Origin of the sequence: Rahnella ecdela (assembly GCF_019049625.1) — a bacterium.
In the GTDB taxonomy this organism is placed as follows: domain Bacteria; phylum Pseudomonadota; class Gammaproteobacteria; order Enterobacterales; family Enterobacteriaceae; genus Rahnella; species Rahnella ecdela.
In genome coordinates this window covers 86,379-100,073 of the sequence record NZ_JAFMOY010000124.1, presented here as the reverse complement: position 1 = coordinate 100,073, position 13,695 = coordinate 86,379, and the positions used below count along the sequence as shown (strand labels likewise).

The following is a 13,695-nucleotide window of genomic DNA, read 5'->3' as shown; positions in this document are numbered from 1 at the left end:
AATTCTTCCTCAGCGATGCCCGTAAACGCGCGGTTGCGTGTAGTGATCAATCAGTGGCACGGTGATATTGGCCAGTAAAACCGCAAAGGCGATACCATCCGGATAACCGCCGTAACTGCGAATTAACCACACCAGCAAACCAATCAGCGCACCAAAAATCAGGCGGCCTTTCGGCGTGGTAGACGCGGTCACAGGATCGGTCGCGATAAAGAACGCGCCGAGCATCGTAGCACCGGAAAACAGCCCGACCAGCGGCGAGGAGTAACTCTCCGGAGCCAGACCCCACGCGACAGCCGCGCAGAAGGCCAGCATACCTAACATCGCCACAGGAATGTGCCAGCTGATGATTTTACGCCACATAAGGAACAGGCCACCAGCCAGGAATCCGAGGTTAATCCACTGCCAGCCCAGACCGGCCAGCGTGCCGCTAAACAGCGGTGTGCCGAGGATTTGATCGGCCGTATGACCAGAGCGCAAACCGGTTTTAAACGCATCCAGCGGAGTGGCCTGCGTCACGCCATCGACGTTCATGTTCAGCTGATACGCGGTCAGATCCTGAGTGTTGTGACCGGTAAAAATGGTCAGCAGTGTATCGGTGAATCCGACGTGATGATGTTGAAGAACATCCGGCGGCAGCCAGGTGGTCATCTGTACCGGAAACGAAATCAGCAGCACCACATAACCGACCATCGCCGGGTTAAACGGATTCTGTCCAAGACCGCCGTAAAGCTGTTTGGCGATGATGATAGCGAAAATCGTGCCGAGCACCACCATCCACCACGGGCCAAGCGGCGGCAGGCTAATGCCCAGTAAAACCGCGGTCAGCAGGGCGCTGTTATCGCCCAGACGTTTCTTCACCGGCAGTTTGCGCAGCTGTAATACTGCGCCTTCCGCCAGCAGCGCAATCACGATAGCCAGCGTCAGCTGAACCAGCGTGCCGTAACCAAAAAACCAGACCTGAGCGATCAGGCCGGGAATACACGCCAGGATAACCATCATCATGATGGTGCTGGTGTTTTGGCGGTTATGCGTAAAAGGTGAACTTGCGATCCTGAAGGCCATCTATTCCTCGTTCGACATTGTCTGAGCGGCTTTACGGGCCTTAACTCGGGCGATCGCAGCAGCCACAGCGGCTTTGCGTGGATCACTTTCTTGTTGTGATGTTTCTTTTTCTTCTTCTTCCGGTTCAGCGTCCTGCGCTTCACTCAGTGCGGCGGCTTTCTTCGCTTTGGCACGGGCGATAGCAGCGGCCACAGCCGCCTTGCGTTTGTCGTCTGCAGAAGGTTCAGCAGGTGACGTTGTCACGTTTTCTTCGGCATTCACCGGTTGCGCGGCAGCGGCTTTTTTGGCTTTCACACGCGCAATGGCCGCGGCGACAGCGGCTTTTCGGTCATCCTCTGCCGGAGCCTGCGGGGTAACGGCCAGTTCGCTTTCTTTTGCTTCAACAACGACGCCGTTATTTCCGGCTTTTTTGGCTTTCACGCGCGCGATGGCAGCGGCAACGGCAGCTTTGCGCTCGTCTTCTGCTGAAGGCGGCGTTACCGGCTCGGAGGCCACCGGGATTTCCTGTTCAGCTGCGGCTTTCTTCGCTTTAGCTCGGGCAATAGCAGCAGCCAGCGCCGCTTTACGCGGATCGGCTTCTGCCGGTTGTTCTGCCACGATTTCAGTGACCGGCGCTTCCTCTGCCGGTGCATCGTCGAGTTTCACTGCCGCTTTCTGATGCTTTTCTTCGCGCGCTAACTTCTCGCGCTCCATGCGCGCCTGTTTGGCTTCGAAACGCGCTTTGGCTTCGGTGGCGCGGGCGGTTTCACTGTCGATGGCGCGGATTTCTGCCTTTTCCTGACGGTAATACTGCACCAGCGGAATGTTACTCGGGCAGACATACGCACAGGCACCGCATTCGATACAGTCGAACAGATTATGCTTACGCGCTTTCTCGTGTTCTTCGCCTTTGCTGAACCAGTAAAGTTGCTGCGGCAGTAAACCGGCCGGACAGGACTCGGCGCACAGACTGCACCGGATACAGGCTTCTTCCGGTTCCGGCTCACCCAGTTCGGATTGAGACGGTGCCAGCAGACAGTTGGAAATTTTGACCACAGGCACGTTGAGCGACGGCAGGGTAAAGCCCATCAGCGGGCCGCCCATAATCACCATCTTTTTGTCGCCCTGCGGCTGCAATTCGCCTTCACGCATCAGATGTTCAATCGGTGTGCCCAGACGCGCCCAGACGTTGCCGGGTTTTGCCATCGCTTCGCCGGTGAGTGTCACTACGCGCTCGATCAGCGGTTCGCCGTCGATAATTGCGCGTTTAATGGCAAATACGGTGCCGACGTTTTGCATCAGCACGCCGATGGACGACGAGTGATGGCCCTTCGGCACTTCGAGACCGGTCAGGATTTTGGTCAGCTGTTTGGCGCCGCCGGAAGGGTATTTGGTCGGGATCACCCGCAGTTCAAAGCGCACACCATCAGCCTGTTCGGCTTTAATGGCGTTTTTAAACGCGGCAATGGCTTCCGGTTTGTTGTCTTCGATGCCGATCAGCACACGCTCAGGATGCAGCATGTGGCACAGAATGCGTGTGCCCACGAGGATCTCCGCCGCGTGTTCCTGCATCAGCCGGTCATCGGCGGTAATGTAAGGTTCACATTCGGCAGCGTTAAGAATCAGCGTACGTGTGGATGTCAGGCCACCGGCAAGTTTACTGGCGGTCGGGAAACCTGCGCCGCCCAGCCCGGCGATACCGGCCTGGCTGATACGCTGATTCAGTTCATCGGCAGAAAGCTGACGGTAATCGGCAATGAATTCACGCTCGCACCAGGTATCAAGACCGTCGGCTTCGATTAATACACACAGTTCTTTCAGTCCGGAAGGGTGCGCGGTGATGTGCGGTTCGATGGCACTGATCACGCCTGACGTCGGCGCATGCACCGGCACGGTACGTCCACGGCCTGTGGTCAGCGGCTGACCTTTCAGAACGCGGTCGCCCGCTTTCACACACAGCTCGCCTTCAGGGCCAAGATGTTGCTGAAGAGGGATGATAAAGCGCTCAGGCAGCGGCACGTTGCGCAGCGGAACGTGGCTCGACTGAGTCTTCATTTCCGGCGGATGAATTCCGCCATCGAAGTCCCAGACTTTGTCTTTTTTGAGCGCGGCAAACAGATTAAACATGTTACTCCGCATGGATGACCTGAACCGGTATGGACTGCAAATCCCATTTCCAGTTTGCGGTGGTGGTTTTTACCGGCAGCATTTCGATGCAGTCGGTCGGACACGGCGCAACGCAAAGGTCACAGCCGGTACATAAATCAGTGATCACGGTATGCACGGCGCGGGTGGCACCGACGATGGCATCAACCGGACAGGCCTGAATGCACTTGGTGCAGCCGATGCAGTTGCTCTCATCGATGTAGGCGACTTTGCGCACCGGCACAGCAGCGGTGGCGTCTTCGCCCATCGGTTGTGGTTCGACGTTCAGCAGGGTGGCAAGTTTGAGCATCACCGCTTCGCCACCTGGCACACATTTATTGATGTTATCGCCATTGGCGACCGCTTCGGCGTAAGGTTTACATCCGGGATAGCCGCATTGTGCACACTGGCTTTGCGGCAGAATATCGTCAATCTGATCGACAACAGGGTTGCCTTCGACGGCAAAACGGCGTGATGCGTAGCCCAGCAGCAGGCCAAAGACCAGAGCCAGTGCGGTCAGCGCGCCAATCGCTACCCATAATTCAAACATTAGAATTTCACCAGACCAGTGAAGCCCATAAAGGCTAATGACATCAGGCCAGCCGTGACCAGCGCAATCGAAGAACCTTTGAACGGAGCAGGGACGTCAGCGACGACCAGACGTTCACGAATGGCGGCGAACAGCACCATCACCAGCGAGAAACCGAGTGAGGCGGCAAATCCATACAGTGCGGATTGCATAAAGTTGAACTGCTGGTTGATGTTCAGCAGCGCCACGCCGAGTACGGCGCAGTTGGTGGTGATAAGCGGCAGGAAGATACCCAGCAGGCGATAGAGCGACGGGCTGGTTTTGCGTACCACCATTTCGGTGAACTGCACGACAACGGCGATCACCAGAATAAAGGCCATAGTGCGCAGATACACCAGACCCAGCGGCATCAGAATAAAAGTGTTAACAATCCATGAGCAGATATTCGACAGGGTGATAACGAACGTGGTCGCCAGCCCCATGCCAATAGCGGATTCCAGTTTTTTGGAAACGCCCATAAACGGGCACAGGCCAAGAAACTTAACCAGTACGAAGTTATTTACCAGCACAGTGCCGACAAAAAGTAATAAATAAGAGGTCATGACAATTGCCCGGACATAATAAACATTAAAAACTTCAGGGTTATTCCGTGAAGGTTTCTTTTACCCGCAATGAGCGCTTGAAATAAGGCACGAAGACTGCGGCGGCCAATAACGGTAACAATAAGTTACGCACGGCCAGATCATCTGTAACTGGCGAGAATGCAAAGGCTTTTACCGCCAGCAGCACCGTACACAATAACCAGATAATATACATTTTCGGTAAGGCTCTTGCGCGCTTACAGAATTGCCACAAAACCGCGACGGTAAATGCCCCCATCGCCAGCGTGGTCACCACGGAGAAATACCATTGCAGGGTAAATGCCTGCGAGTTGGTGAATAAGTATTCACGAGATTCCGGCACAAATAATGCCATTGAAAACAGAAACAGCATTAATACGACGCTCAGCAGCGTCACAATCAGATACGCCATCGGGGCCAGTAACCACCCGCCAATACGTTTATAGCCCGGATTATTCGACATAAAAGCTTTTCTCACGCTGGTTTCGCCATCAAATCAGCACAGGGAGAGTTCCCCGACCTTCAAGGCGCAGTAGCTTAACCTGTGAGAGGCATTCTCGTTATCGTATTTATGTGATCAATACCTTAATCCTTCACGCCGTCTCTGCGTTGGACGCATTCACGCGCCCCGGTCACAGACTTTTGTATGTGACCGGGAACTTGTTCAGTTGCCGCCTTGATACAGCCTGAATGCTTCAGGTAGTAAAACGGGGAGGTTTAGTGAACCGGCACCAGAATTTCGGTGGCGACAATGACCACAATCAGACCGACCAGCACGGGAACAGAAGTTCGTTTTACCACTTCAAAAGGCGAGATTTTTGCCATACCGGCCACGGCTACCACAACGCCGGAAACCGGTGAAATAGTGCGCCCCAGATTGGAGGCCTGCAACATCGGGATCACCAGATATTCCGGGTTGATGCCCATCTTGGCGGCGAGTTTCGGGATGAGTTCGACGAAAGCATAGAACGAGGCATTACCGGAGCCAGTGGTCATGGCAGCCAGCACGGTGATCGTCACCAGAACCAGCATCATGACAATACTGCCGGAACCAAAGTTCTGTGCGAGTCCGATCAGGCTGCTGATAAAGCCGACAGTACTCAGCCCCTGTGCGAATACGCCTGCCGCGACCAGCAGCATCACTACGTTGGCGAAGGCATCCGCCATACCGCGATAAGCCACGTCAAGACCGGCGAACACCGCCTTACCGTTACGGTTACGCAGTGTTTCAATAATGGCGGTCAGCAACATACAAATCACCAGAATGGTGATGATATGCAGATTCGGACCCCATTTGCCGTCAAAAATCAGCACCCCGATAATCGGTGTGAAAGGCAAAATGGCGTAAAAAGCCGGAGCGTTAGTTTCCACCACATCGTCCGCATTGGAATCGATGGCTTCGACCTGCGTGGTGGTATCGCGTTTATCCAGATAGCGTTGCCAGAAGAAATGCGCGACTGCCATCGCCGTAATGGCAGCAATCGAAATCGGCAGGGTGACTTTAAAGGCAAAATCCACCAGAGGCATGTTTGCTGCCTGCGCCGCCAGCACCACATCGCCGGAAGTCGGGGAAAGAATAATCGCCGCCGGAGACGCACAAATCGCCGCCGCTGCCCCACGGCTGATGCCGACGTTCACCATAATCGGAAACAGGGTAGCCATCAGCAGTACGCCAAGACCGGTCGCCGAAGATACCGCCAGTGACATCAGGCACGCCAGAATATAGGCTACGACCATCAGAATGTAAGGGGAGTTGATCATCTGCAACGGGCGGGACGCCAGTTTGACGACCACATCGTTAGCGCCGATATGGGTCATATACGCCGCGAAACCGCACAGCATCATAATCATCATGCCGAGATCGCCGCCACGGCTCATCAGCAGAATTTTGACGTATTCAACGATATCCGTCGCATTCCAGCCGGTGCTTTTTGTCCCTTCCGGCAGGATGCTGTGACCCATGATGGCGCTGATAATCAGCAGTAATAAGCCACCTACCATCAGCACGCCGGTGGGCGAATAACCTTTGATGATATAGCGGCCGACAAAGACGGCGACCACCAGTCCGATCAGTAATTCCAGCATTGTTGTATTCCCCGAGATTAAATTTGGATCCAAGTGAAAGGCGGGCACTTTGCCGAAATAGCGCACCGGGCGTAATGACGCTTATCAATTATGGGTGATGAAAACGCGGGGAATATCAAAATATGTGATGTTTGACGGACATCACGAGGGCGGTTTAAAACAACTTCAAGGTCGTGGGCGTCGGCGTCGGCCCACACCGACTTGGGGGGTGTCTTGTCGCCGCCACCCCCCAAGACCCCCCGGGCTCTTAACTGCGCGCTGTCGCAGGTACGACGGACATGTTCCGGCGCATTGGTGAGTGGCGCAAAATGTCATCGCTGCGCGATTCCCGAATTTCAGGTTTCGAGCCATAGGTCTCGAACCCTTCATTCGGTGCCATTTTTGAGCACGCCAATATACTTATCTAAAAGATTAATCCATTCCATTTTTGAATTTAAAATCCTGTGGGCGTTTCAGAAAGCTTGCTGAACGGAGCGGCTTCGAGACCTGTGGCTCGAAGACCGAGTGAAGGAACCGCAAAGCGGCAAGCTTTCAGCCTGTCGCCGTGCTACCTGAAACATAGCAAGTGAGCGGTAGCGCGCAGTTAAAAAAGCGTGGAGTCCAGAGGCCCGCGCGTTACCGGGTCTCTGGTCGGTGCGGGCCGATGCCCACGACCTTGATCTTAAGGCCGGTTTGAGTGGTAAACCCAAAATCAAAGCTTCGGGATTTCCCGATAAAACCCGACTCCGATGAGGCGTCCAAACAGAAACGGTATAAATTTCCGACCGCGCAGCCATGCTTCCATACGGGATGGCGGGCGGGTGCGTTTCTTCTGTCCCGCTTTACTTATCATGATCTGCAACGCCTGCGTCGCCCAGGTCGGGAACGTCCGGCGGCGCTGGATGCGTTTTAAATGCCGCAACGTCAGGCGTCGGGCTTTCAGTGGTTCAGTGATGATATTCGCCGTGGCAACCGCATCCTGAATCGCCAGATTCACACCGACGCCGCCAATCGGCGACATCGCATGGGCCGCGTCGCCGATGCACAGCAGCCCCGGTTTAGCCCATTCTTTCAGGCGGTCGATGCGGATCACCAGCAGACGCACGTCGTCCCAGCTGTGAATATCTTCGGCTAAGCGCGGGCGTTCAAACGGCGACACTTCCGTCAGCAGGTCGAGGAAAGGCGCGATGCCCTGCGCTTTGAGCGTATCCAGACTGTCTTTGGGAATTGAATAACCGCACTGCCAGTAATCACCACGGTCTATCATGATGAAGTTTTTCTTCGGACCGCGATGCCCCATCGACCACTGGGGATCTCCCGGGCGTTTGTGGACTTTCAGCCACAGCACGTCACGCGGCGCGCCATAACGGCGGATTTCCATCCCGGCCTGTTCGCGCACAATCGAATTTCGCCCGTCACACCCCACCACCAGATCGGCAGCGAAATGCTGAGTTTCGCCGTTAACCTCAGCCAGTACGCCGGAGACCTGACATTTATTCTCCAGCAGCGACACCACCTGCGCATTGTGGATCAGCCGGAAGTTCGGCAACTGCGCGGCCTTGCTGGCGATGAAATTAAGGAAGTCCCACTGCGGCATAAACGCGATGAATTTGCACTGCGTGGGTAAATGACTGAAATCAGCCAGCGTGGTTTCTTTACCGTTGATTTCGCCGTAAAGCTTTTCCGCACGCTGATGCGGCAGGGCGAGGAATTCATCGAGAAAGCCCAGCTGCCAGATGATGTCGAGCGTAGAGGGATGAATGGTGTCGCCGCGAAAATCGCGCAAAAAATCACGGTGTTTTTCCAGCACAGTGACGTCAATTCCCTTACGCGCCAGAAGATATCCCAGCATTAACCCTGCGGGACCTCCGCCAACAATGCAGCAGGACGCTGCTGCTACTGTTGCTGCGGACTTTATATTCGGTGCCATTCCAACCTGCCTGACCGGATGAATTTACATGATAACAATTATCATTTGAGCGGGTGTGCGTCAATTCATCCTGTGCTACATCACAGAACATTTCCTGCACAGCGGCATAACAAATCACTGTGTTTTTGCACCACCGCGATCAACCCGCTGCCTTTCCGTTTTGGATGTAAGTCACCCGATTAGTCTGTAAATCATCCACTTAATGGTCGTTTTTAAAACTGGCAAACAAATTGCAAAGTGGTCCACAGGTTGAGTTGTTGGGCCAATTTTGGCCGGTACTGCAAAAGCCCTGTCGGGAGAGGTCAATGAGCGGCGAAATGAATTTATTGCATCCCATCGCGCCACAGCAAAGCGACGCCCTGGTGCTGGATGCGCTGACCCGTTATGTGGCGCAGTCCGGCACCCGTATCGGCGAGAAATTACCGCCGGAGCGGGTGCTGGCAGAAGGGCTGGCGGTGAGCCGTAATACCGTGCGTGAGGCCCTTAAACGCTGGGAAGCGCTGGGGATCATTGTGCGCAAGAAGGGCAGCGGCACATTTTTGCAATCCGAGGTGACCGCCAATGACAGCTTCCTCTCGCTGCGGTTTAAAAATGACTCCGCCACCATGCTGCACGCCCTGGAAGTTCGCCGCATCATCGAATGCGAGGCCTCGGCGCTGGCAGCGGTGCGCGCCACAGAAAGCGATTTGCAGTTCATCGAACAAAAGCTCGACGTGATGGAAAAAGTGCATCTGAGCGTCGGTTCTGCCGGTGCGGAAGACTGGCAGTTTCACGCGGCGATTTACAGCGCGGCGCATAACCCGCTGTTGTTGCAGATGGTCGGCGGCATCTACGACCTGCTGCACGCGTTTTTCGAATCGCCACCTGAACAGGCGCTGTTCAGCGACTCTTTCCCGCTGCACCGCACCTTATTTGAGGCCATTGCGCGGCGTGAGCCTGAAACGGCGCGCAGGCTGAGCAACGACATTCTGAACATAACTGAACGTGACATGAAGGAAGTGATCAATGCAGCAAGATGATAAAAGCCAGCCTGTTGAGTTAAGTGAAAACACCCGTTTAGTGCATGATGCGCGCCACGATCGCGGAGCAATTTCGCCGCCGATCTACCAGTCGTCATTATTCAGTTTTACCGATTATGACAGCATGATCGCCCGTTTTCGCGGCGACAGCGATCACGCACTTTATTCCCGCGTCGATAACCCGACCGTAGTCGAGTTACAAAAAAAGGTAGCGCAGCTTGAAGGCGGCGAAGCCTGTCTGGCGTTCGGCAGCGGTATGGCGGCGATCAGCAATGCCATTCTCAGCGTGGCCGGTCCCGGCGACAAAGTGGTGTGCGTCAATCACGTTTATCCGGACACCTACCGCTTTCTGCGCGGATTCTGCACCCGATTTCAGATTGAATCTCAGTTCGTTGATGGCGGTTCTTTGCCTGCGCTGGAAGAGGCGATTCAGGGCGCAAAATTGTTGTATCTCGAAAGCCCGAACAGCTGGGTGATGGGCGAGCAGAATCTGCGCGCCATCGCGGAGCTGGCGAAAAAATACGGCGTCGTGACCATGATCGACAACAGCTGGGCGTCGCCGGTATTCCAGAAACCGCTGGCGGCGGGTATCGATCTGGTCATTCATTCTGCATCCAAATACATCAGCGGGCACAGCGACGTGGTGGCGGGGCTGGTGATTTCTAATCAGGAACGCATCAGCGCCATCAGCCGTTATATCAGCCCGTTTTTGGGCGGCAAATTGTCTGCTAATGAAGCCTGGCTGTTGCTGCGCGGCCTGCGCACGTTGCCGCTGCGTATGCGCCAGCATCACGAAAGTGCTCTGGAACTCGCGCGCCGCTTGCAGGGTTATTCGCGCATCACGCAGGTGAATCATCCGGGGCTGGATCCGCTGCCGACTTCCATGCTGACCGGCTACAGCGGTTTGTTCTCTTTTGAGCTCAGTGACGGCATCGACATTCCGACGTTTTGTAACGCGCTGAATTTATTCCGTATGGGCGTCAGCTGGGGCGGTTTTGAGAGTCTGGTGATGCCTGCCATTTCCGTACTCAATCAGGCCGGTGAATTTAACTCTGCGATAGATTTCGGCGTGTCGCCGCGCGTTATCCGCATTTCTGTCGGGCTGGAAGATACCGAAGATCTATGGCGCGACCTTAAAAACGCCATCGAAAGCGCCTGTTCCTGAAGCATTTTTTGAAAGCCGTTCCTGTGTTCCGACTTTTTTCACCGTGGAGAATCAAGATTATGCGACACCCGAAACGTCATTTGCTCAGCCTGCTGGCGCTCAGCGCCGGTCTGTTTTCCGGCATGAGTTTTGCCGCCACTAAACTGACGCTGGTGGAAGTGATCACCAGCCCGGCGCGTACTGAAATGCTGCAAAAAATGTTAACCGCCTACAAAACGCAGCACCCGGATGTTGAGATAGAAGTGGTGTCGCTGCCGTGGGGGCAGGCGTTTGAAAAGCTCGGAACGATGATCCAGAGCGGACAATATCCGGACGTGGTGGAAATGCCGGACACCTGGCAGGGGCTGTACGCCAGTAACGGCATGCTGGCAGATCTCGAACCTCGTCTGAAAGGCTGGGCGGGCACGCCGGATCTGACCGATAAAACACTGACTATGGCGCGCTCATCCGGCGGAACGGCCACCATGATCCCCTACGGTTTTTATCTGCGGGCGATGTTCTGGAACAAAAAACTCTTCCAGCAGGCGGGGCTGACGGACGCGCCGAAAACTATGGATGAGTTTATGGCGGACGCGAAGAAAATCAGCGCGCTGGGCAACGGTATCAGCGGCTATTGCATGCGTGGCGGCGTCGGCGGCACTAACGCCTGGATGATGTTTATGGCGGCAATGAACGGCTCGCCGGATTTCTTCGATAAAGACGGTAACAGCACGCTGACAAATCCGGGAGCGATTAAAGGTGCGCAGTTCCTGGTGGATATGTACCAGAAAGGCTACGCGCCAAAAGACAGCGTCAACTGGGGCTTTAACGAAATCGTCTCCGGTTTCTACTCCGGGAAATGCGCGATGCTCGATCAGGATCCGGACGCGCTGATCGCCATCAAAAACAGCATGAATCCGGACGACTTCTCGGTCGCGCCGATGCCGCTCGGGCCAAACGGCAAAGCGTATCCGACCATTGGTTACACCGGCTGGTCGATGTTCAAACAGAGCAAACATCAGGATCAAAGCTGGGATCTGATCTCTTTCCTCAGCAACAAAGAAAACAACCTCACCTGGTCGAAATTTGTCGGAACTTTGCCGATCTATAAAGGCGCGGAGCAGGATGCCTATTACCACGCGCCGCAGTTTGCGGGCTGGTTTTCTGAGCTGAACAGCCCTGATTACATTCCGCTGACCATGCCGACGCATCTCAAAGGCTGGGGATATTTCAACTCGGTGATTGTGAAAGACAGTTCGCAGGAAACGCTGCTCGGCCAGAACGACACCGAAAGCATGGTGAAAGACTGGGCGAAATACCTGACCAAAGAACAGAAAGCCTGGCTGGCTGCGCAGAAGTAAACCGGCAAACTCCGGTATGAATCTGCTGCCGGAGTTCCACATTTCTCTCAATGGAGACGCGTCATGATGTTGGACGTTTCAGAGCCAGACACCGCTGCCGCGCCGCGCTTTCCCCGTTTGCGGGCGCTGCTGGAACCCTGGGTTTATCTCAGCCCGACGCTGGTACTGATTGGGCTGTTTATCTTTGTTCCGATGGCTATCGGCATTTCATATGCTTTTCAGAACATCCAGCTGCTCAATCCTTTCGATACCGGCTGGGTAGGGCTGGATAATTTTCGCACCATGTTTGATGACCGGCATTTTTACGCCGCGCTGCGCCACACGTTTAACTGGACGCTGACTTCGCTGGTGTTGCAGTTCGTACTCGGGCTGGGATTAGCGCTGTTGCTTAACCGTGAATTTCCGGGACGTCGCTGGGTGCAGGCGCTTGTGTTTCTGCCGTGGGCGGTTCCGGCGTTTCTTTCAGGCCTGACCTGGGCCTGGTTACTCAATCCGGTGATTGGCATTTTGCCTTACTGGCTCACCGATCTGCATATCATTTCCGAACCCTACAACATTCTTTCTGACCTGCAACTGGCGCTGTACGGCCCGGTGGTGGCGAATGTCTGGTTCGGCATTCCTTTTTTCGCCATCACGTTGCTGGCCGCATTGCAGTCGATTCCGAAGGATTTATATGAAGCGGCGTCGATGGACGGCGCAACCGGCTGGCAGCAATTTAGCAAAGTCACGCTGCCATTTCTGGCGCCGATGATTGCCATCACGGTGATGCTGCGCACCATCTGGATCGCCAATTTCGCCGACCTGATTGTGGTGATGACCGACGGCGGTCCGGCGAATTCCACCTCGATCCTCTCGAGTTTCATCTTCACCACGGCGTACCGCAAACTCGACTTCGGTTATGCCTCGGCGATGGCGGTTTTCCTGCTGGTGCTGATGACTTTTTACGCGCTGGTATTACTGCGCATCCGCCAGCAGTTGCTGAAATAAGGAGCCTGCGATGAATGCATTGTCATTAAACGCATTACTGCGTAAAGGCGGACACCGGCTGGGGATTATGTTTTATCTGCTGTTCGCGCTGTTCCCGATTTACTGGCTGATCAAAATCTCGATCACCCCGGACAAACTGCTCTACAGCGAAGGCGTGCGGATGTGGCCGGGCGAGATGACCTGGGTTCATTTCCAGCGCGTGTTTACGGAAAGCCAGTTTCCGCTGTATTTCTTCAACAGCCTGATAGTGTCTTTCGGCACGGCATTTCTGACCACCATTATTGCCGCGGGTGCGGGCTTTGCGTTTTCCCGCTTCAGTTTTCGAGGCAAAACGGTGATGGCCGCGCTGCTGCTGTTCACGCAGATGTTCCCGCTGGTGATGATCCTCGCGCCGATTTACAAAGTGATGGCACCGCTCGGGCTGACCAACAGCCTGCTGGGGCTGGTGCTGATTTACACCGCATTCAACGTGCCGTTTGCCACGTTTCTGATGCAGTCGTTTTTCGACAGTATTCCTAAGGATCTGGAAGAGTCGGCGATGCTGGAAGGGTGCAGCCGTTTTATGGCGCTGCGAAAAGTCATCATCCCGCTGACTTTACCGGGCATGGCGGCCACCTTAGGTTTTGTGTTCACCGCCGCATGGAGCGAGCTGTTGTTCTCGCTGATGCTCATCAACAAAAACGAAGTGATGACCTTTCCGGTGGGGTTGCTCAGCTTTGTATCGAAATTCGCGGTTTCCTGGGGCGACATGATGGCAGCGGCCGTGCTGGCGCTCATTCCTGCCTGTCTGTTCTTTGCGTTCATTCAGCGTTACCTGGTTCAGGGGCTGACTGCCGGTGCGGTAAAAGGATAATT

At 54.9% G+C, this 13,695-nt stretch carries 12 protein-coding genes; 5 read left to right on the top strand and 7 right to left on the bottom strand.

Annotation, left to right across the window (positions count from 1 at the left end):
- Positions 1-9: 9 nt before the first annotated feature.
- The 7 genes from rsxD to J1784_RS11270 form a co-directional block, all read right to left on the bottom strand.
- Positions 10-1,062 carry an electron transport complex subunit RsxD gene (rsxD, locus tag J1784_RS11300; protein ID WP_217149288.1) on the bottom strand — a complete coding sequence of 351 codons (1,053 nt, stop codon included), beginning with the start codon at positions 1,060-1,062 and terminating at the stop codon, positions 10-12.
- Positions 1,063-3,168, bottom strand: coding sequence for an electron transport complex subunit RsxC (rsxC, locus tag J1784_RS11295; RefSeq protein WP_217149287.1), 2,106 nt, complete (start codon positions 3,166-3,168; stop codon positions 1,063-1,065).
- A 1-nt stretch (position 3,169) separates the two neighbouring features.
- Positions 3,170-3,736: an electron transport complex subunit RsxB gene (rsxB, locus tag J1784_RS11290; protein WP_217149286.1), complete on the bottom strand. Its 567-nt coding sequence runs from the start codon at positions 3,734-3,736 to the stop codon at positions 3,170-3,172.
- A complete protein-coding gene (gene rsxA, locus J1784_RS11285; protein ID WP_095922116.1) occupies positions 3,736-4,317 on the bottom strand; it encodes an electron transport complex subunit RsxA in 582 nt (193 codons plus the stop codon). The genes rsxB and rsxA overlap by 1 nt, the downstream gene beginning before the upstream one ends.
- Before the next feature lie 40 nt (positions 4,318-4,357).
- Positions 4,358-4,798 carry a DUF2569 domain-containing protein gene (locus tag J1784_RS11280; protein ID WP_112291513.1) on the bottom strand — a complete coding sequence of 147 codons (441 nt, stop codon included), beginning with the start codon at positions 4,796-4,798 and terminating at the stop codon, positions 4,358-4,360.
- Positions 4,799-5,052: 254 nt separating this feature from the next.
- Positions 5,053-6,420, bottom strand: coding sequence for an anaerobic C4-dicarboxylate transporter DcuC (dcuC, locus tag J1784_RS11275; RefSeq protein ID WP_217149285.1), 1,368 nt, complete (start codon positions 6,418-6,420; stop codon positions 5,053-5,055).
- A 691-nt stretch (positions 6,421-7,111) separates the two neighbouring features.
- Positions 7,112-8,329 carry an FAD-dependent oxidoreductase gene (locus J1784_RS11270; RefSeq protein WP_217149284.1) on the bottom strand — a complete coding sequence of 406 codons (1,218 nt, stop codon included), beginning with the start codon at positions 8,327-8,329 and terminating at the stop codon, positions 7,112-7,114.
- Positions 8,330-8,634: 305 nt separating this feature from the next.
- On the opposite strand from J1784_RS11270, the gene J1784_RS11265 reads away from it, so the two are divergent.
- The 5 genes from J1784_RS11265 (at position 8,635) to J1784_RS11245 (ending at position 13,693) form a co-directional block, all read left to right on the top strand.
- A complete protein-coding gene (locus tag J1784_RS11265) occupies positions 8,635-9,348 on the top strand; it encodes a FadR/GntR family transcriptional regulator (protein WP_217149283.1) in 714 nt (237 codons plus the stop codon).
- The gene (locus J1784_RS11260) at positions 9,335-10,513 is read left to right on the top strand and encodes an aminotransferase class I/II-fold pyridoxal phosphate-dependent enzyme (protein ID WP_217149282.1); all 1,179 of its coding nucleotides are present in this window, start codon (positions 9,335-9,337) and stop codon (positions 10,511-10,513) included. Before J1784_RS11265 ends, J1784_RS11260 begins: the two co-directional genes overlap by 14 nt.
- Before the next feature lie 59 nt (positions 10,514-10,572).
- A complete protein-coding gene (locus J1784_RS11255; protein WP_217149281.1) occupies positions 10,573-11,853 on the top strand; it encodes an ABC transporter substrate-binding protein in 1,281 nt (426 codons plus the stop codon).
- Between the two features lie 63 nt (positions 11,854-11,916).
- Positions 11,917-12,840 carry a carbohydrate ABC transporter permease gene (locus J1784_RS11250; RefSeq protein WP_217149280.1) on the top strand — a complete coding sequence of 308 codons (924 nt, stop codon included), beginning with the start codon at positions 11,917-11,919 and terminating at the stop codon, positions 12,838-12,840.
- A 10-nt stretch (positions 12,841-12,850) separates the two neighbouring features.
- The gene (locus J1784_RS11245) at positions 12,851-13,693 is read left to right on the top strand and encodes a carbohydrate ABC transporter permease (protein ID WP_217149279.1); all 843 of its coding nucleotides are present in this window, start codon (positions 12,851-12,853) and stop codon (positions 13,691-13,693) included.
- Positions 13,694-13,695 lie beyond the last annotated feature (2 nt).